The following is a 21072-nucleotide window of genomic DNA, read 5'->3' as shown; positions in this document are numbered from 1 at the left end:
TGTGAATCCTCCTTCCGGAATATAGCTTAAGCAACAAGTAAATTATTTCTTGTTGCGTCCACGTACGATAAATTTGTCTGATTGGTTTTTCTTTGAACGTGTTTTGTAACCCATCGTCTTTTGACCCCAAGGAGACATAGGTGATGGACGACCAATTGGAGCTTTACCTTCACCACCACCATGAGGATGATCGTTAGGATTCATAACTGATCCACGAACTGTAGGACGTTTACCAGCCCAACGAGCACGACCAGCTTTACCAATTTTGATTAATTCATGTTGTTCGTTACCAACAGCACCGATAGATGCGCGACATGTTGATAAGATCATGCGAACTTCGCCTGATGTCAAACGAACAAGGACGTATTTACCTTCTTTACCAAGTAATTGTGCAGAAGCACCGGCTGAACGAGCAAGTTGTCCACCCTTACCTGGTTTTAATTCGACATTATGAATAATTGTACCAACTGGGATATCTTGAAGAGCTAATGCGTTACCAACCTTGATATCTGCTTCTTTACCAGATTGAACCATCATGCCAACTTCTAATCCTTTAGGAGCAATGATGTATGATTTGATACCATCAGTATATTGTAATAATGCAATATTAGCTGAACGGTTTGGATCATATTCAATTGCTTTAACAGTTGCTGTTACATTGTCTTTAACACGCTTGAAATCGATCAAACGGTATTGACGTTTATGACCACCACCACGGTGACGAACAGTAATGCGACCATAGTTATTACGGCCGGCAGTTCTGCTTTTTGATTCTAGTAATGATTTTTCAGGAGTTGATTTAGTAATTTCTGAGAAATCAGAACCAGTCATATTACGACGACCGTTAGTGGTTGGTTTGAATTTTTTAATTCCCACGTTGTTTTCCTCCTAGTTTACAAAATTTTAGATTATTCTTCGAATAATTGGATTTCTTTTGAGTCGGCAGTTAAAGTAACAATTGCTTTACGGCGTTTTTTAGTATAACCAGCATAGCGACCTTGACGTTTTAACTTACCTTTAACATTCATGATATTTACTTTTACAACTTTAACGCCAAAAATATCTTCAATAGCTTTTTTGACTTCAATTTTAGTTGCACGAGTATCAACGTCGAATGTGTAAACTTTGTTAGCCATTCTATCCATTGCTGCTTCGGTGATGACTGGGCGTAAGATAATATCTCTTGATTCCATTATGAAAGAGCCTCCTCTACTTGAGAAAGAGCTGCTTGAGTCATGACTAATTTATCATTGTTGATAACGTCAAGAACGTTAACACCTTTAGCTTCTACTACTGTAACATTTTGTAAGTTACGAGCTGCTAAAGCAACGAAATCATTGCCAGGTTCAAGAACTATTAATACTTTTTTGTTGATATCTAAGTTACTTAAAACTTCTTTGAAAGTTTTTGTCTTTGGTTGTTCGAAGCTAAGTGCATCGACCATAACCACGCTGTTATCCAATACTTTTTGTGAAAGTACTGATTTAAGAGCTAAACGGCGAACTTTTTTAGGTAATTTGTAACTGTATGAACGAGGAGTAGGGCCAAATACGACACCACCACCACGCCATTGTGGGCTACGGATAGATCCTTGACGAGCACGACCTGTACCTTTTTGGCGCCATGGTTTTCTACCACCACCTGAAACTGCACTTTTGTTTTTAACTGAATGAGTTCCTTGACGTAATGATGCACGTTGCATGATTACGGCGTCAAAAATGACATTGTCGTTAGGTTCGATTCCAAAAATAGCGTCGTTTAATTCAACTTCACCATTTTTAGTACCATCTTGTTTTAATAATGCGACTGTTGGCATTTTGAAATTCCTCCTTCCTGTTATTTAGCGTCTTTTGTGACGTTTTTAATTGTAACTAATGTTTTGTTTGCGCCTGGTACGTTACCTTTAATCAAGATAACATTACTATCAACGTCAACACGAATAATTTCCAAGTTTTGGACAGTTACGCGTTTGCCACCCATGCGACCTGGTAATCTCTTACCTTTGAATACACGGTTAATAACGGCACCCATTGAACCAGGACGACGATGATAACGAGAACCATGAGTCATAGGACCTCGTGATTGTCCCCAACGTTTGATATTTCCTTGGAAACCATGTCCCTTAGACGTACCCGTAACGTTAACGATATCGCCAGCTGAGAATGTATCAACTTTAATTTCGTCACCTACGTTATATTCTCCAAGCTCAACATCGTTAATTTCACGAACGAAGCGCTTAGGAGTAGTATTTGCTTTTGCTGCATGACCTTTAGCAGGTTTGTTTGTTAATACTTCGCGCATGTCTTGGTAACCTAATTGAATTGCTTCGTAACCATCGTTTTCAATTGTTTTCAATTGTAAAACAACGTTTGGCGTAGATTCAATCACTGTAACTGGTACCAATTCACCATTTTCAGTAAAAACTTGTGTCATACCTACTTTTTTTCCTAAGATTCCTTTTGTAGTCATGAGTACACCTCCAATATGTTTGTATTTTTATTTTTGTAACTCTGTTTTATAATTTGATTTCAATATCAACGCCACTAGGTAAGTCAAGTTTCATCAATGAATCAACTGTCTTAGGTGTTGGGTTAACGATATCAATCAAACGTTTATGTGTAAGCATTTCGAATTGTTCACGTGAATCTTTATGCTTATGTGGTGAACGTAAAACTGTGTATAATGTACGTTCTGTTGGCAATGGAATTGGTCCAGAAATTGTTGCCCCTGTTCTTTTTGCAGTTTCAACAATCTTGTCAGCAGATTGGTCTAAAATACGGTGTTCGTAAGCTTTTAAGCGAATACGAATTTTTTGTTTTGCCATTTTGTTCCCTCCTTCGTCTATTTTAAAAATAAGACTAGCTCCGTGTAAGTGACCGACACACCTTGCGTGGCAAAGCTGCCGGGCGTGTCGCAATCTTTCACATCTTAGCTCATTCTATGAAACCCTATCGCAGGGCGTAATACGCCATCTGTTTTTGGGTACTTATCTATACTACTAGAGATAAAGCCTTATGGCAAGTGCTTTCTTATTTTTTTTCAAAGTTTCTCATTATATAATCATAATTAACATTTTTAAAACTTTTTTTATTTTCCAAATGTTATTTTACCACAAAAAAAGAAGCTATCAACAAGTGATAACTTCTTTTATAATTCAGACCAACTAATTAATCAGTAGCTGTTCCGTTTTTCTTCATAATTTCTTCTTGGATTGATTTTGGTACAGCTTCGTAATGATCAAATGTCATTGTGAATGTACCACGTCCTTGTGTAGAAGAACGTAAAGTAGTTGCGTAACCGAACATACCTGAAAGAGGAACCATTGCGTTAACAACTTGTGCATTTCCGCGAGCTTCCATACCTTCAACACGTCCACGACGAGCAGTTACATGTCCCATAACATCACCTAAGTAATCTTCAGGAGCGACAACTTCAACTTTCATCATTGGTTCAAGAATAACAGCACCAGCACTCTTAGCAGCTTTTCTCAATGCCATTGAGGCAGCTACCTTAAATGCTGATTCGTTAGAATCGACATCATGATATGATCCATCATATAACTTAGCTTTAACATCAATAAGTGGGTAGCCTGCAAGAACACCATTTTGCATAGCTTCTCTCAAACCTTGTTCAACTGAAGGAATATATTCACGAGGAACAACCCCACCGACGATAGCGTCTTCGAATGCGAAACCGCCACCCTCTTCATTAGGTGAGAATTCAACTGTAACATCACCATATTGACCTTTACCACCAGATTGACGAACGAATTTACCTTGTGCAGAAACAGTTTTTGTAAATGTTTCACGGTAGGCAACTTGTGGTTCACCAACAGTAGCTTCAACGTTAAATTCACGTCTCATACGATCAACGATGATATCCAAATGCAATTCACCCATCCCAGCGATTAAAGTTTCACCAGTTTCAGGGTTAGTTTCAGCCTTGAATGAAGGATCTTCTTCTGCTAGTTTTTGTAAACCGATATCCATCTTATCTTGATCAGCTTTTGTTTTTGGTTCGATAGATACTTGGATAACTGGTTCAGGGAATTCCATTGATTCAAGGATTAATGGATGTTTTTCATCCGTTAATGAATCACCAGTTGTCGTATTTTTCAAACCAATAGCAGCAGCAATATCACCAGAGAATACTTCAGGAATTTCATTACGGTGATTTGAATGCATTTGAAGGATACGACCAACACGTTCACGCGTGTCTTTAGTAGAGTTCAAGACATAAGAACCAGCTTGTAATGTACCTGAGTAAACACGGAAGAATGTTAAACGACCAACGAAGGGATCCGTTGCAATTTTAAATGCTAAAGCAGCGAAATCTTTGTCATCACCGGCTGTGATTTCAACTTCTTCATCTGTTTTAGGATCTACTGCGTTATAAGGTTTAACATCTAAAGGAGATGGTAAGAAATCATTAACAGCATCCAACATCATTTGAACACCCTTGTTTTTAAATGCTGAACCAGCAAGAACTGGGTACATTTCAAGATTTAATGTTGCTTTACGGATAGCAGCTTTGATTTCATCTTTAGTAATTTCCACACCATCAAGATATTTTTCCATAAGCTTTTCATCAACATCAGCAACGGCTTCAACTAAAGCTTCGCGACGTTTTGTAGCTTCTTCTAAATATTCTTCAGGAACGTCAATACTTTCCCATGTAGCACCTAAATCTTCGTTATCATATAAATCGGCTTTCATTTCGATTAAATCAATAACACCTTCAAAATCATCTTCAGCACCAATTGGCATTTGGATAGGAACAGCATTTACTTGAAGACGATCTTTGATTGTGCCTACTGAGTAATCAAAATTAGCACCCATTTTATCCATCTTATTGATGAAAACGATACGAGGAACTGAATATGTTGTAGCTTGACGCCAAACGTTTTCAGTTTGTGGTTCAACACCAGATTGACCATCTAAAACAACAACGGCTCCATCTAAGACACGAAGTGAACGTTCAACTTCAATAGTGAAATCCACATGTCCTGGAGTATCGATGATATTAATACGATGTTCTTTCCATTCAGCAGTTGTTGCAGCTGATGTGATTGTGATACCACGTTCTTGTTCTTGTTCCATCCAATCCATTTGTGAAGCTCCTTCATGAGTTTCACCAATTTTATGAATTTTACCAGTATAGTATAAAATACGTTCAGTAGTTGTTGTCTTACCAGCATCGATATGAGCAACAATCCCGATATTACGCGTTTTTTCTAGTGGGAATTCGCGTTTATTTGCCATTTTGTAGTATCTCCTTTCGATTCTAAAATAGATTCAAAAAAATGACTACTATATCGATTATCAAAATCATATAATAGCCATTCTTTTATAAAATTACCAGCGGTAATGTGCGAATGCTTTATTAGCGTCAGCCATTTTATGTGTATCTTCACGTTTCTTAACTGATGCACCAGTATTGTTTGCTGCATCCATGATTTCTTTAGCTAAACGTTCTGGCATAGTATGTTCCCCACGTAAACGTGCGTAACTTACTAACCAACGTAAACCTAAAGTTGAACGACGATCAGGGCGAACTTCAATTGGCACTTGGTAGTTAGAACCACCGACACGGCGAGCTTTAACTTCAAGTACAGGCATGATGTTTTTCATAGCTTCATCAAAAACTTCATTAGGTTCGTTTCCTGTTTGTTCTTTAATCATTTCGAATGCATCATACAAGATCTTTGATGCAGTACCACGACGACCATCTAACATTAAACGGTTGATTAAACGTGTTACTAATTTAGAATTGTAAATTGGATCAGGCAATACTTCTCGTTTTGGAGCTGGGCCTTTTCTTGGCATCTAAATAACCTCCTTAGATTCTATTTTTATTAGAATAACTTTATTCTTATTTAGGTCTCTTTGCGCCGTATTTTGAACGACTTTGTTTACGATCAGCAACACCGGCTGTATCAAGAGCACCACGGATAACATGGTAACGTACCCCAGGTAAATCTTTTACACGGCCACCACGAATAAGAACAACACTATGTTCTTGCAAGTTATGTCCAATACCAGGAATGTAAGCTGTAACTTCAAGTAAGTTAGATAAACGCACACGCGCATATTTACGTAAAGCAGAGTTAGGCTTTTTAGGTGTCATTGTTCCGACACGAGTAGCAACCCCACGTTTTTGTGGTGCAGGATTATCTGTTTGAACTTTTTTGTAACTGTTATACCCGAAGTTTAATGCGGGTGCACCAGATTTTGAACCTTTAGAATTACGACCTTTACGAACTAATTGATTAATTGTTGGCATCTAAAGTTTCCTCCTTCCTTATTATAGGTTAATTGTTTTTTAAGTCCACACATCCAGGTGGTTCATTTTTTAATAATAAAAAATAACGTCCTAGACGTCTGTCTTATAATGCGCTGCTGTTATACAGAATCTCAACTATGTAGATGAATTAACTGTTCACAAAAAGCACCTTACACAGAATATCACGGTATTTAATATACGTCAATGGTATTTACACTAAAAAGCGTATTTTTTAATAGGAGGATTTAAATTATGTTAATTAGTTATTTATTTTTACTAGGTGCTTGCCTAGGTTCATTCATCACCTGCATTGCCACACGCTGTGCATTGAATCAGAATCAATTCAACAAAAGATCAATCTGCGACTATTGTGGTACAAAAATACCTTGGTTTGATCTAATTCCTATCTACGCTTATCTTAGATTACACGGACACTGTCGATTCTGCAAGGGAGAATTCCCAGCCTATTCATTTATTTTTGAATGTAGTTTGGCCGCCATGTTGCCCTTATCTTTCACTCAACTATCTCTTTTTGAATTTCTATTACTTATAACGTTCTTATTTTATTTAACTTTTCTATCAGCTATGGATTTCACTAACCGACTGATTTCTGGTCGCTTAACTATCGGTGGTGGAATACTATTCATCCTGTGGCATTATCTGTTATTTGGGTTTCCAGACTCACTAATAGCAATTAGCTTATTCAGTCTGTTTCTATTTGTCTTATGTTTTCAACAAAAGCTCGGCCTTGGCGATTTTATTTTACTGATTATCATTCAACTAACATTTGGTGTTCATTTTTGTTTGATTGCCACTCTTTTTGCTTGTATCAGCTCACTTATCTACTTTTTTACTGTAAAACAGAGTCGATATCAATTTTTCCCATTTGTCCCACATATAACGTTTGGCGTTTATATTACTATTGCGTTATCTTTCTTCATATAAATAAAAAAGCTAAGCAAATTTGCTTAGCTTTTACTTTAATCTTCGATTGCGTCATTCAAATGACCATAATTGAATAGAATATTTAAGATAACAGCCGACAGACTACCGACAACAAGTCCATTACCAAAAATGGTCTGGATTGTTAAGGGTAATGCTTGGAGTAATGCTGGTTGTACTGTTACACCAAGTCCTAAGCTGACCGAAATACCGATAATTAATAAATTACTATTACTACCTTCAACTTCGCGCAACATTTTAATACCTTGTGCACCAACCATACCGAACATAACTAACATAGCACCACCTAAAACGGCTGCTGGAATGACAGTTGCTGCTGCACCAATTTTAGGAAGTAACCCTAAAGCAATTAAAAAGAACGCTGAAAAATAAACAGGTTTCTTCGTTTTAATTCCTGATAGTTGCACAATTCCAACATTTTGTGAAAATGTCGAGTATGGGAACGTATTAAAGATACCACCTAAAACAGCTGCGATACCTTCAGCACGGTACCCTTTTTTTAAATCATCTTTTCTGATTGGACGACCAACGATATCTCCCAGCGCAAAAAATACACCAGTTGATTCAATCATAGTTGTTAACGCTGCTAATATCATAGTCACAATTGATGACCATTCAAATTTAGGGGCAGCAAACATAAAAACATGGGGTAATTGAAACCAATTAGCTTGGCTAACTGGGTCTAATGTTACTTTTCCCATAAATGAGGCAACGACCACACCAACTAAAATACCAATTAAGATACCCACTTGTTGAATGAATCCGCGGCCCCAAATGTTCAAGCCTAAAATAACGGCAATGGTTACACCTGCAACTATTAAGTTAGGGATACTACCAAATGATTTGGCTGTCACATCCCCACCGCCCATGTTGGTAAAGGCAACTGGAATTAACGTTAATCCGATTAACGTAATTAATGATCCTGTCACTACTGGTGGGAAGAATTTTCTAATGTTTGCAAAGAATCCCGAAATTAGAAATATAAAAATACCAGCAGCAATAATTGATCCATACATTGTTCCTAATCCAAAATGTTTTCCTACTGCAGTCAATGGTGCAACGTATTCAATCGCGCACCCAAGTACTACAGGTAAACCAATGCCAGTAAAACGTGTGCGTTTCAATTGTAATAATGTTGCAATCCCACACATGAAAATATCCATCGAAACTAAATAAGTAATTTGTTTTGTACTAAACCCAAGTGCAGCCCCAACTAATAATGGTACCAAAATGTCGCCTGAATACATGGCTAATAAATGCTGTAATCCTAATATTGCTGCTCTAAAATTTGATAAATTAGATTCATCCAAACTACTATTTTCTAATTCCGTGCTATTCTTCATTTGATCCTCCACATTATCTTTCACACTAATAAGTCGGATTTTCTATGGATTTCATGCCTAATACATGCTTGCTTTAACTCACATATAGTCCGGAATTTACGGCTCCGGGTAGAAACTAGCATCCATATCATGACATTATATAGGTGATCAGTATTTTTTATTGTATGACAATATTAACACAGTCTATTTACCCATACAATGGTTTGCGGACGTTATTAAAATGTAAGCGTTAATTGTTCGCTAATAAAGCACAAAAAAAAGAACAACTCTTAAATTAATAAGAATTGTTCTTTTTTAGCTATGACGTTAATCGTTCACGCTAGCTTCTTCTTCTTTCATTCGTTTCTCAATATCTGAGATTGAATAAACATTAGCTGAAATTGAACCTGTTTCTTTTGGTTTAATTTGACGGTAATCTGGCATACCAGTACCGGCAGGAATAATCTTACCAATAATAACATTTTCTTTCAGACCAATTAATGGATCATTCTTACCGCGAATAGCAGCATCCGTAAGAACACGAGTTGTTTCTTGGAATGATGCAGCTGATAAGAAACTGTTTGTTTCTAGAGATGCTTTAGTGATACCAAGTAAGACAGGACGTGAAGTAGCTGGAATGCCACCTTTGATCAATGTCTTATAGTTATCTTCTTTAAGATCCATGATATCCATTAAAGTACCTGGTAATACATTTGTGTCACCGGGATCCATAACGCGAACCTTACGTAACATTTGACGAGACATAACCTCCACATGCTTATCAGAGATTTCTACCCCTTGCATACGATATACTTTTTGAACTTCACGAAGAATATAATTCTCCGTAGAAAGAACATCACGAACTTGAATTAATTGTTTAGGATCAATTGAACCAACTGTTAGTGCTTCACCACGATGAATTTTATCACCTTCGGCAACTTTAAGAACAGCAGTATAAGGTAAACTATATGTTCGTGTATCAGTTTCACCTTTAACTGTTACTTCTTTAGTACGTTCAGCAGGATTTTCTTCAATTGCTTCAATCATACCTGTTACTTCTGTAATTTCAGCACGACCTTTAGGATTACGTGCTTCGAAGATTTCTTGAACACGAGGTAACCCTTGTGTAATATCATCTCCAGCAACCCCACCAGTATGGAAAGTACGCATTGTTAATTGAGTTCCGGGTTCACCGATTGATTGAGCAGCAACAGTACCAACTGCTTCACCAACTTCAACCTGATCACCAGTAGCCATATTACGACCATAACAATGTTCACAAACCCCATGCTTAGTGTTACATGTAAATGCTGAGCGGATAGTTACTTGTTCGATTCCAGCAGCGATAATTGCTTGCGCTTTGCTTTCTTCGATCATTTCGTTTGAAGCGACAATAACTTCACCAGTTTCAGGATTTTTAACGGTCTTCATTGCATAACGACCTAAGATACGGTCATACAATGGTTCGATCATTTCATTTCCTTCTTTAATAGCTGATACATCTAAGCCACGATCAGTGAAACAATCTTTCTCACGAATAATAACATCTTGAGCAACATCAACAAGTCGACGAGTCAAGTATCCAGAATCGGCAGTCTTCAAGGCCGTATCAGTCATACCTTTACGAGCCCCATGAGTTGAAATAAACATTTCCAACACTGACAAACCTTCACGGAAGTTAGAAATAATAGGTAATTCCATTGTTTTACCATTAGGAGCTGCCATCAAACCACGCATACCAGCTAATTGAGTAAAGTTAGAAATATTACCACGGGCTCCAGAATCACTCATCATTTGAATAGGATTTTGTGTGCCCAATGCTTCCATTAGTTTTTGTTGAATATCATCTTTTGCTTGTGTCCAGATAGCAATAACACGTTCATAACGTTCATCTTCTGTAATCAAACCTCGACGGAATTGTTTTGCAACTAAAGCAACTTGTTTATGAGCTTCTTCAATAATTGCAGGTTTTTCCTTTAAGTCAGTTACATCAGAAATACCAACTGTAATACCAGCATGTGTTGATTGATCATAACCTAAGTTTTTAAGACGATCTAACATCTTAGACGTTTCAGTTACTTTAAATCGTTTATAAACTTCAGAAATGATATCACTCAAGAATCCTTTTTTGAAAGGTAAAATAATTTCTTGTGCTTTAATAACATCACCAATATTTTGACCAGGTTCAACAAAATATTTGTCGGCTGTTTTATTAATTAAGTTATCATTCTTAGGTTCATTAATGTAGGCAAATTCATTAGGTAAAATTTCATTAAAGATTGCTTTACCAACAGTTGTTATCATAATGCGTTCTTTTTGCCAATCTGTAAATGGTTTACCTTCAGCAGCTAATGTTGCTGTTTGTAATCCAATACGAGTGTGCAAATGAACGTAACCATTACGGTAAGCCATTACAGCTTCGTTAGCATCTTTAAAGATCATACCTTCGCCTTCGCGGCCAGCTTCTTCCATTGTAAGGTAGTAGTTACCTAAAACCATATCTTGAGAAGGTGTTACAACTGGTTTACCATCTTTAGGTGCCAAGATATGATGAGCAGCTAACATAAGCAAACGAGCTTCTGCTTGTGCTTCATCAGATAAAGGTACATGGATAGCCATTTGATCTCCATCAAAATCAGCATTGTAAGCTTCACAAGCTAAGGGATGAAGACGAATTGCTTTACCATCAACTAAAATTGGTTCGAAAGCTTGAATACCAAGACGATGAAGTGTTGGTGCGCGGTTAAGGAGAACTGGATGTTCAACAATAACTTCTTCTAAAACATCCCAGATATCTTCATCGCGACGATCAAGTTTACGTTTAGCATTTTTAATATTTGAAGCCATTTCACGTTTAACAAGTTCTTTCATCATAAATGGTTTGAATAATTCCAAAGCCATTTCACGAGGAATACCACATTGATTCATTTGTAACGTTGGTCCAACAGCAATAACTGAACGGCCTGAATAATCAACACGTTTTCCAAGTAAATTTTGACGGAAACGTCCTTGTTTACCTTTCAACATATGTGAAAGAGATTTCAATGGTCGGTTACCAGGTCCAGTAACTGGACGGCCACGACGACCATTATCAATCAATGCATCAACAGCTTCTTGTAACATACGTTTTTCATTTTGAACAATAATACCAGGAGCGTTCAAATCTAATAAACGTTTTAGTCGGTTATTTCGGTTAATAACCCGTCTGTATAAATCATTCAAATCAGAAGTGGCAAAACGGCCACCTTCTAATTGAACCATTGGACGTAAGTCAGGTGGAATAATAGGAACAGCATCCATAACCATCCATGCAGGTTCATTTTCAGAAAGTAAGAATGCTTCTAAAATGTCCAAACGACGAACAGCACGTGTTCTCTTTTGGCCAGTAGCATCTTTCAATTCTTCTTTTAATTCTTCAGATTCACCAGCAAGATTAACATCACGTAATAAATGACGAATAGCGTCAGCACCCATTCCAGCTTCGAATTCAGTCCCGTATTCTTCACGTTTTTCACGATATTCACGTTCTGTTAATAACTGTTTCTTTTCAAGAGGTGTGTTACCAGGTTCAGTAACAACGTAAGAAGCAAAGTAGATAACTTCTTCCAAAGCACGAGGACTCATGTCTAAGACAAGACCCATACGACTTGGAATTCCTTTAAAGTACCAGATATGTGTAACTGGTGCAGCTAATTCAATATGACCCATACGTTCGCGACGTACTTTAGAACGAGTAACTTCAACACCACAACGATCACAGACGATACCTTTATAGCGAATACGTTTGTATTTACCACAGGCACATTCCCAATCTTTTGTTGGTCCAAAAATACGTTCATCGAATAGTCCGTCTTTTTCAGGTTTTAATGTACGATAATTGATTGTTTCGGGCTTTTTAACTTCACCATATGACCAGCTTCTAATCTTATCAGAAGATGCTAAGCCAATTTGCATGCTATCAAATTTATTGACATCGATCAAAGGACCGACCTCCCTTTAGTTTTATAGTGTGTTGGATTTCTCAAACTAAGCATTAGCTTCATCCACACAAATTTGAGTTCAGTAACTAAGCCAAAATTATTCTTTGTTCATTTCAGCAGCCATTTTTTCGGCTTCTTCTTTAGCTTTTTTCTCTTTTTGTTCATTAGCTAATTTGCTTAACGCATCCACATTAACGATATCATCATCGTCATCATCCATGTCACGTAATTCAATTTCAGTCTTTTTAGCATCAAGTACTTTCATATCTAATCCTAATGACTGTAATTCTTTAACAAGAACACGGAATGATTCAGGAACACCTGGTTTAGGAATTGGTTCGCCTTTGACAATTGCTTCGTATGTTTTCACACGACCCACAACATCATCAGATTTATACGTTAAAATTTCTTGTAACGTGTAAGCAGCACCATAAGCCTCAAGTGCCCAAACTTCCATTTCACCAAAACGTTGTCCACCAAATTGTGCTTTACCACCTAATGGTTGTTGCGTTACTAATGAGTATGGTCCTATTGAACGAGCATGGATTTTATCATCAACCATGTGAGCAAGTTTCATATAGTACATAACACCTACAGAAACACGGTTATCAAATGCATCACCTGTACGTCCATCATATAAGATTGTCTTACCATCATCTGAAATTCCAGCTTCTTTAAAGACATTCCAGATATCTGAATCGCGAGCACCATCAAAAACTGGTGTTGCAACATGGATACCTAATTTACGAGCAGCCATACCTAAATGAAGATCTAAAACTTGTCCAATATTCATACGAGAAGGAACACCCATGGGATTCAAAAGAATATCAACTGGTGTACCATCTGGCATGTAAGGCATATCTTCAGAAGGGACAACGATTGAAACAACCCCTTTGTTACCATGACGTCCAGCCATCTTATCACCCACACGTAACTTACGTTTTTGTGCAATGTAGATACGAACCATCATATTAACACCAGGACTTAATTCATCCCCTGCTTCACGAGTAAAGATTTTAACATCTTGAACAATACCGCCACCACCATGAGGAACTTTCAATGAAGTATCGCGTACTTCACGAGCCTTTTCTCCAAAGATAGCATGTAATAAACGTTCTTCAGCAGATAATTCAGTAACCCCTTTAGGTGTTACTTTACCAACTAAGATATCACCATCATTAACTTCAGCACCAATACGGACGATACCAAATTCATCAAGATCTTTTAATGAATCTTCACCAACATTAGGAATTTCACGAGTAATTTCTTCAGGTCCTAATTTTGTATCACGTGCTTCTGATTCAAATTCTTCAATATGAATTGATGTGTAGACATCATCACGAACAAGACGTTCGTTAATGATAACAGCATCTTCAAAGTTATAACCATTCCAAGTCATAAAGGCAACTAATGGGTTTTGGCCTAAAGCTAATTCCCCATTTTCCATTGAAGGACCATCAGCTAAAATTTCATCAGCATCAACATGATCGTTTACACGAACAATTGGACGTTGATTGTAGTTTTTACCACCATTTGAACGATGGAATTTCATTAATTTGTATTTATCTAAAGCGCCATCTTCACGACGAACACGAATTTCACGTGCATCAACGTATTCAACAGTACCTTCGTTTTTGTTAATTAAAGCGACACCAGAATCATGAGCTGCCTTATATTCAATACCTGTACCAACAAGTGGTGAATGAGGATTGATTAAAGGAACAGCTTGACGTTGCATATTGGCACCCATCAAGGCACGGTTAGAATCATCATTTTCCAAGAAAGGAATACATGCTGTAGCAACAGCCACAACTTGTTTAGGTGAAACATCCATGTAATCGACTTTATCAATACCGATTTCGATATTTTCTGAACGATTACGAGCCATAACGAGTTCATTTACAAATGAATCATCTTCATTTAATGGTGAGTTAGCCTGTGCAATAACATAGTTATCTTCTTCATCAGCAGTCAAGTAATCGATTTTATCAGTTACTTGATGTGATTCCCAGCTCACACGACGATAAGGTGTTTCAATAAAACCATATCGGTTAACACGTGCATAACTTGATAAACTATTAATCAAACCAATGTTAGGTCCTTCAGGCGTTTCAATTGGACACATACGACCGTAATGCGTGTAATGAACATCACGAACTTCATATCCAGCACGATCACGAGTCAAACCACCAGGTCCTAAGGCAGAAAGACGACGTTTATGTGTCAATTCACCAAGTGGATTAGTTTGATCCATGAATTGTGATAATTGAGATGAACCAAAGAATTCTTTAATAGAAGCCACAACAGGACGAATGTTAATCAATTGTTGTGGTGTAACAGTTGTTGTATCTTGAATTGACATACGTTCACGTACAACACGTTCCATACGTGATAAACCAATTCTAAATTGATTTTGTAGTAATTCACCAACTGAACGAATACGACGGTTACCTAAATGATCAATATCATCCACAGAACCAATATTTTCTTTTAAATTAAAGAAATAGTTCATTGAAGCAATAATATCAGCAGGTACAATATGTTTGTATTGTAAGTCAATATTGCCATTACCAATCATTGGCATCTCACGTTCTGGGTCTACTTGAGAATAAACCTTAACGATTTGAAGTACCATAGGTTCAGTAACAACACCATCTTCTGATGGGTGGTATGTGACCGTCTTGAAATCTTGACGATCAAGATATGGTGCTAAAGTTTCCATAACTTGTTTATCAATTACGGTATCTTTTTGTGCAAGTACTTCACCAGTATCTGGATCAGCCAATGTTTCAGCTAATGTTTGGTTCAATAAACGTGTTTTCAAGCTTAATTTTTTATTAATTTTGTAACGACCAACTGGAGCTAAGTCGTAACGTTTTGGATCAAAGAAACGAGCTGTCAATAAACTACGTGAGCTATCAGCTGTTTTAGGTTCGCCGGGACGTAGACGTTCATAAACATCTTTTAAAGATTCTTCAACACGTGAATCATCCGTATTTTTATGAACATCTTTTTCAAGTGTTAGCATTAAGCTATCATTGTTACCCAACATTTCAATAATTTCATCATCAGAACCAAATCCTAAAGCGCGGACCAATTCAGTTAATGGAATTTTACGTGTACGATCAATACGTACATATGAAATATTTTTAGCATCTGATTCATATTCTAACCATGCACCACGGTTAGGAATAACAGTTGTGCCATATGTTTCACGGCCATTTTTATCTAATGAACCATTGTAGTAAACCCCTGGTGAACGAACTAATTGAGAAACAATAACTCGTTCAGCACCATTAATGATAAATGTTCCTTGTTCTGTCATTAATGGGAAATCACCAAAGAAAACATCTTGAGATTTAATTTCGCCAGTTTCATGGTTAGTTAAACGTAATGTAACATGTAATGGAGCCGAATAGTTCGCATCATGTGCGCGTGCTTCATCTACAGTGTATTTAGGTTCTAATAATTGGTAATCAACAAATTCTAATGATAAGTTACCAGCAAAATCGTCAATTGGCATGATGTCTTCAAACATTTCACGAAGACCTTCATCCAAGAACCATTGGTAAGAGTCACTTTGAATTTCGATTAAATTAGGTAAATCTAAAACTTCTTTGATACGTGCGTAACTTCTACGTGTACTGTGTTTACCGTAGTTTACTAAATGTCCAGCCAAATTAGTCACCTCTCAAATTTATTCTGTAAACCTGCCAAAGTCCGATGATTTTATATTACAGTTTGATTACAAATTGCATACTAGACGAAAAAATCGGTTTTTTTGGCAAAAGAAAAAACAAAAACAGTTTATTTATTTTTAAATAATCACCATTTTTGTCTCTCTATAAGGCTTCTTACGGACAATAGATCGTAATCAGCTATAAAAATTCACAGTATTATACATTTAATTATCATATACGCTATTGAATCGGATGTCAACAGTTCGTGCTCATTAAGTCATCGTCACAAATTCTTCAGCACTCGTTGGGTGAATAGCAACTGTATCATCGAAATCTTTTTTAGTTGCGCCCATTTTAATTGCTACTGCAAATCCTTGTAGCATTTCGTCCATGCCTTCTCCAACACCATGTAATCCAACAATTCGTTCATCTTTACCAACCGTAATTAACTTCAGGTTTTCCTTCACCTTACTATCACCTAAACTATAACGCATTGGTGTAAATGATGATCGATAAATTTTTAGATTTTCTTGACCATATTCTAAAGTTGCTTCAGCTTCAGTTAAACCAATCGTTCCAGCAACTGGATGTGAGAATACCACTGTGGGTACCAATTTATAATCTAAATGTTCCGTAGGTTTATTATTAAACACACGCTCCATTAATCTTCGGCTAGCTGCAATTGCAACAGGTGTTAAGTCAAGTTTACCAATAACATCCCCAGTCGCATAAATACCAGCAACTGATGTATTTTGATACTCGTCGACCACAATAGTACCATTATCATTTAATTTAATATTTGTGGCAGAAATATTCATTTTATCGGTAACTGGTCGGCGGCCAACCGCCCAAATAACACAATCTACGACCAATGAGTCATCATTGGTAATAACTTCATATTTACCATCACTTCGCCGTTTCAACTCTGTCACCTTTGAGTTAAAACTAATATCAATTCCATTTTCTATATACGTTTCTGTTACATTTGTTGAAATTAATTCATCAAAATTAGGTAACAACGTGTCGTATTTTGCATACATGTGAACTTTTGACCCTAGTGCATTCAACGTTCCAGCAAGTTCAGTACCAATATAACCGTTTCCGATAACCGCAACTTTAGCAGGTAATTCTTTCAAATCATCAAAGAATTGATTAGATTCAATCCCATACGTTGCGCCAGGAATGTCGGGTATATTGGGTGTTCCACCAGTTGCAATTAGTATGTGCTCTGAGACATATTTTGAGCCATTAACTTCAACTGTTTGATTATCAATAAATTTTGCATAGCCTTTAATGACTTGTACCTGATTTTTATCTAAATTTCTGAAATATGCGCCATGTAATCGTTCAATATATGCAGAACGGTTAGCAACTAATTTTTCAAAATCAAGTTGCGGCTGTTGTTTAGTAAACCCATAATCAGTAGCTAAATCAAAATCTTGTGCTAACGCTGCTGCAGACCACATAATCTTTTTAGGTACACATCCAACGTTGACACAAGTTCCACCAATTTCATTTCCTTCTATTAAAATTACTTTTTTTCCAAAAGAACCAGCTCGATTTGCTGCTGCAATTCCAGCAGAGCCTCCACCAATTACAATAAGATCTATTTTTTCCATAGATAACACTCCTTTTCTAGTGATAAAAAAGGTGCAACTACATGAATAGTTACACCTTTTTAAGTTTACTTCACTGCTACTTTAGTTTTTGATTCTTTAATCGTTACTTTGATAACACCTTTTACAGCACCAATTGTAATATTATCATTATCTTTTATTTGACCAGAAAGAAGAATATCACTTAGACGGTCCTCAACTTCTGTTTGTAATGCACGACGAATGGGTCTAGCACCATATTCTGGATCAAACCCTGCCTTAGCAATCACATCAATTGCTGCAGGTGATATTTTAACCTTAATATCTTGTTCCTTCAACCTATCAATAACTTCTTTAGTCATCAATTTCACAATCTCATGTAATTCAACTTTAGTTAATGAATGGAATATAATTGATTCATCAATTCGGTTTAAAAATTCTGGACGAAAGGCTTTTTTAAGAGCCGCGCGAATTTTTCCAGACATTGCCTTATATTCATCTTTTTCAGATTCTACACCAAATCCAACAAACTTCTCATCACGAACGGCAGTTGCACCTAAGTTAGATGTCATAATGATAATTGTATTTCTAAAATCAATACGACGTCCTTTAGAATCTGTTAAGTATCCATCATCTAACACTTGAAGTAAAATATTAAAAACATCAGGATGCGCTTTTTCAACTTCATCCAAGAGAACAACAGAATATGGTGTCTGACGAACTTTTTCAGTCAATTGTCCACCTTCATCATATCCAACGTAACCTGGTGGCGATCCAATCAAGCGACTTGTACTATATTTTTCCATATATTCCGACATATCCACTCGAATCATTGCTTCTTCAGAGCCAAACATAGCTTCAGCAAGTGCCTTAGCTAATTCAGTTTTACCAACACCCGTTGGCCCAAGGAACATGAATGAACCAATTGGTCTTGCTGGATTTTTCAATCCGCTTCTAGCACGTCGAATAGCCTTTGCAATTGAGCTAACTGCCTCATTTTGACCAATAACACGTTTATGCAAAATGTCTTCAAGATGAATTAAGCGATCACTTTCACTTTTATTCAATTGTTGTACTGGAACACCTGTCCAATCAGAAACAATTCCTGCAATTTCTTCGCTAGTTACCTTTATATCATAATGTTCTGCACTAGACTTAACGGCAGCATTTTTTTCGGCTTCTAAATCTTCAACCTGCTTTTTAACACGCATTTCTTTTGTACGAATACCCGCAGCTAATTCAAAATCTTGCTGACTAACTGCATCATCTTTTTGTTGACGCAATTCGTCAAGTTGATCTTGTTTTTTACTTAATTTTGATTTAGTCCTTGGGCGCTCAATACGAACCTGAGCAGCGGCTTCATCCATTAAATCAATCGCCTTATCAGGTAGGAATCGATCAGTAATATATCGATTACCCATTTCTACTGCTGCTTCAATTGCATCATCGGTAATTTGCACGCGATGATGTGCCTCATATTTAGGTCGGAGTCCCTTTAAAATATCAACAGTCTGTGCTTCTGTTGGTTCTTTGATTGTGATTGTCGCAAAACGTCGTTCCAAAGCAGCATCAGATTCAATGTATTTTTGATACTCATCTAATGTCGTTGCACCAATAACTTGAACTTCACCACGAGCCAATGCAGGTTTTAATATATTAGATGCATCTATTGCACCTTCTGCACCCCCTGCACCAATTAACGTGTGTAATTCATCAATAAATAAAATAACATCTTTAGTCGTGTATACTTCTTTCAATATTTTCTTTAACCGATCTTCAAATTCACCACGATATTTTGTTCCCGCAACTAATGATCCCATATCAAGCATCATTAATCGTTTTCCAATCATGTCTTCAGGAACGTTTCCGTCAACTAATCGTTGAGCAAACCCCTCAGCGATTGCAGTCTTACCAACACCAGGTTCACCAATTAACACTGGATTATTCTTAGTTCGACGACTCAATACTTGAGTTAATCTTTTCACTTCAGAATCTCGACCAATTACAGGGTCAATCTGCTTATCACGAGCCATTTTAGTCAAATCACGTGCTAATTCATCTAATGTAGGTGTTCCCTCTTCTGGAGTTTGTTTACCACGATTCTTTTGTCTCATCTGAACTTCACTGACACCAAGTTGACGGAAAATCATTTTACGTACCTGCTTAACATCAGCACTTAATCCGCCCATAATTCTTGATGATAATATTTCATTATTACTTGTTAGCGCTAGTAAAAGATGCTCTGTACCCACCTTACTTGCATTTAAATTTTTAGCTTCATCGTTAGCAATTGATAAAATCATTTTTGCTTTTGGTGAGTAAGGTAAATAATTATCATTTTTATTTAATCTCAATGATCCATAACCAGTGAATCTTTCGATTTCTTCCATTATATCTTCTGGATCAACATTAAATTGTTTCAATACTTTATCTGCAATACCATTTTGTACTTCAGACAAAGCCAAAAGTAAATGTTCAGTACCAACGGCTTGTTGACGATAGTGTTTAGCAGCTTCCTGTGCTCGAATAAGAACTTCTTTTGCACTCGGCGTAAATAAATTATCCATATTATTACCTCTTTCTACTCTTCATATCGTAAGCGATTAATTAAATTAATCAACATTTTAGCGCGTATCATATTTTCTGATTCTGTATCCATACCAAGAAAAACATCTTTCTTTATTATAGCTAAAACTAAATTTGATTCTTTTTTTGTCAATGTCTTCTCATCATATAAACTTTGAATAATATCGTAACCTTCTTGTTGGGATACGTTTGTACCAATTAAATTTTCTATTGTTTGAATAAATTCTTGATCTACAAAAAGATTTACCTTTTCTATCCTAATATATCCACCGCCACCACGTTTACTCTCTACTACATATCCATTTTGAATAGTAAATCGCGTGTTAATAACATAATTTATTTGCGATGGTACACAATTAAATAATTCAGCAACTTCAGAACGTTTAATGACTATTTCTTTTTCGTCTAAAAGAATTTTCTTAAAATACTTCTCAATCACATCAGAAATATTCTGACCCTGCATATTCATCACCTCAAATAGTTTGACTAATGTTGACTTTCATTATACGAAATATAAATTAAAATTGAAAGTTATTTGTCCTAAACAAAAAAAGGAATTTAAACATAAAGTTTAAATTCCTTTTTCAATTAATCGGGAAAACAGGATTCGAACCTGCGACCCCCTGGTCCCAAACCAGGTGCTCTACCAAGCTGAGCTATTTCC

Annotated in this window: 15 protein-coding genes, 1 tRNA gene and 1 riboswitch; of the genes, 1 reads left to right on the top strand and 15 read right to left on the bottom strand. The window is 36.6% G+C overall.

Features of this window, described 5'->3' with window-relative positions; all coding sequences use genetic code 11:
- Positions 1-42: 42 nt before the first annotated feature.
- The 8 genes from rplB to rpsL form a co-directional block, all read right to left on the bottom strand.
- A complete protein-coding gene (gene rplB / locus AC1RO3_RS03770; RefSeq protein ID WP_409022021.1) occupies positions 43-876 on the bottom strand; it encodes a 50S ribosomal protein L2 in 834 nt (277 codons plus the stop codon).
- A 32-nt stretch (positions 877-908) separates the two neighbouring features.
- Positions 909-1193 carry a 50S ribosomal protein L23 gene (gene rplW, locus AC1RO3_RS03765; protein ID WP_409022020.1) on the bottom strand — a complete coding sequence of 95 codons (285 nt, stop codon included), beginning with the start codon at positions 1191-1193 and terminating at the stop codon, positions 909-911.
- Positions 1193-1816 carry a 50S ribosomal protein L4 gene (gene rplD, locus AC1RO3_RS03760; protein ID WP_409022019.1) on the bottom strand — a complete coding sequence of 208 codons (624 nt, stop codon included), beginning with the start codon at positions 1814-1816 and terminating at the stop codon, positions 1193-1195. The genes rplW and rplD overlap by 1 nt, the downstream gene beginning before the upstream one ends.
- Before the next feature lie 20 nt (positions 1817-1836).
- Entirely contained in the window at positions 1837-2469 is a 633-nt protein-coding gene (gene rplC / locus AC1RO3_RS03755) for a 50S ribosomal protein L3 (protein WP_481761616.1), read from the bottom strand.
- Positions 2470-2515: 46 nt separating this feature from the next.
- Positions 2516-2824, bottom strand: a complete 309-nt coding sequence (gene rpsJ / locus AC1RO3_RS03750; protein ID WP_057974643.1) for a 30S ribosomal protein S10 — start codon at positions 2822-2824, stop codon at positions 2516-2518.
- A 343-nt stretch (positions 2825-3167) separates the two neighbouring features.
- Positions 3168-5261 carry an elongation factor G gene (fusA, locus tag AC1RO3_RS03745; protein WP_409022017.1) on the bottom strand — a complete coding sequence of 698 codons (2094 nt, stop codon included), beginning with the start codon at positions 5259-5261 and terminating at the stop codon, positions 3168-3170.
- Positions 5262-5354: 93 nt separating this feature from the next.
- Positions 5355-5825, bottom strand: coding sequence for a 30S ribosomal protein S7 (gene rpsG / locus AC1RO3_RS03740; RefSeq protein WP_057974645.1), 471 nt, complete (start codon positions 5823-5825; stop codon positions 5355-5357).
- Positions 5826-5871: 46 nt separating this feature from the next.
- Positions 5872-6282: a 30S ribosomal protein S12 gene (rpsL, locus tag AC1RO3_RS03735; RefSeq protein WP_057974646.1), complete on the bottom strand. Its 411-nt coding sequence runs from the start codon at positions 6280-6282 to the stop codon at positions 5872-5874.
- 252 nt (positions 6283-6534) lie between these two features.
- Between rpsL and AC1RO3_RS03730 the strand changes: the two genes are divergently transcribed.
- Complete coding sequence (locus tag AC1RO3_RS03730) at positions 6535-7227, top strand: prepilin peptidase (RefSeq protein WP_481761617.1); 693 nt, start codon at positions 6535-6537, stop codon at positions 7225-7227.
- A 35-nt stretch (positions 7228-7262) separates the two neighbouring features.
- On the opposite strand, the gene AC1RO3_RS03725 is transcribed toward AC1RO3_RS03730, so the two are convergent.
- The 7 genes from AC1RO3_RS03725 to AC1RO3_RS03695 form a co-directional block, all read right to left on the bottom strand.
- Positions 7263-8588: a nucleobase:cation symporter-2 family protein gene (locus tag AC1RO3_RS03725; protein ID WP_481761618.1), complete on the bottom strand. Its 1326-nt coding sequence runs from the start codon at positions 8586-8588 to the stop codon at positions 7263-7265.
- A 65-nt stretch (positions 8589-8653) separates the two neighbouring features.
- A riboswitch (purine riboswitch) is annotated at positions 8654-8751 on the bottom strand.
- Between the two features lie 143 nt (positions 8752-8894).
- On the bottom strand, positions 8895-12548 hold the full coding sequence (rpoC, locus tag AC1RO3_RS03720) for a DNA-directed RNA polymerase subunit beta' (RefSeq protein ID WP_481761619.1): 3654 nt from the start codon (positions 12546-12548) through the stop codon (positions 8895-8897).
- A 96-nt stretch (positions 12549-12644) separates the two neighbouring features.
- The gene (gene rpoB, locus AC1RO3_RS03715) at positions 12645-16235 is read right to left on the bottom strand and encodes a DNA-directed RNA polymerase subunit beta (protein WP_481761620.1); all 3591 of its coding nucleotides are present in this window, start codon (positions 16233-16235) and stop codon (positions 12645-12647) included.
- 264 nt (positions 16236-16499) lie between these two features.
- The gene (gene gorA / locus AC1RO3_RS03710; RefSeq protein ID WP_481761621.1) at positions 16500-17846 is read right to left on the bottom strand and encodes a glutathione-disulfide reductase; all 1347 of its coding nucleotides are present in this window, start codon (positions 17844-17846) and stop codon (positions 16500-16502) included.
- A gap of 65 nt (positions 17847-17911) precedes the next feature.
- Complete coding sequence (locus AC1RO3_RS03705; protein WP_481761622.1) at positions 17912-20389, bottom strand: ATP-dependent Clp protease ATP-binding subunit; 2478 nt, start codon at positions 20387-20389, stop codon at positions 17912-17914.
- Positions 20390-20403: 14 nt separating this feature from the next.
- Positions 20404-20871 carry a CtsR family transcriptional regulator gene (locus AC1RO3_RS03700; RefSeq protein WP_481761623.1) on the bottom strand — a complete coding sequence of 156 codons (468 nt, stop codon included), beginning with the start codon at positions 20869-20871 and terminating at the stop codon, positions 20404-20406.
- Positions 20872-21000: 129 nt separating this feature from the next.
- Positions 21001-21072: transfer RNA gene (locus tag AC1RO3_RS03695), tRNA-Pro, on the bottom strand.

Source organism: Dellaglioa sp. CoH-57-MRSF-19, assembly GCF_056781975.1.
This window is presented reverse-complemented; position numbering and strand designations above follow the sequence as displayed.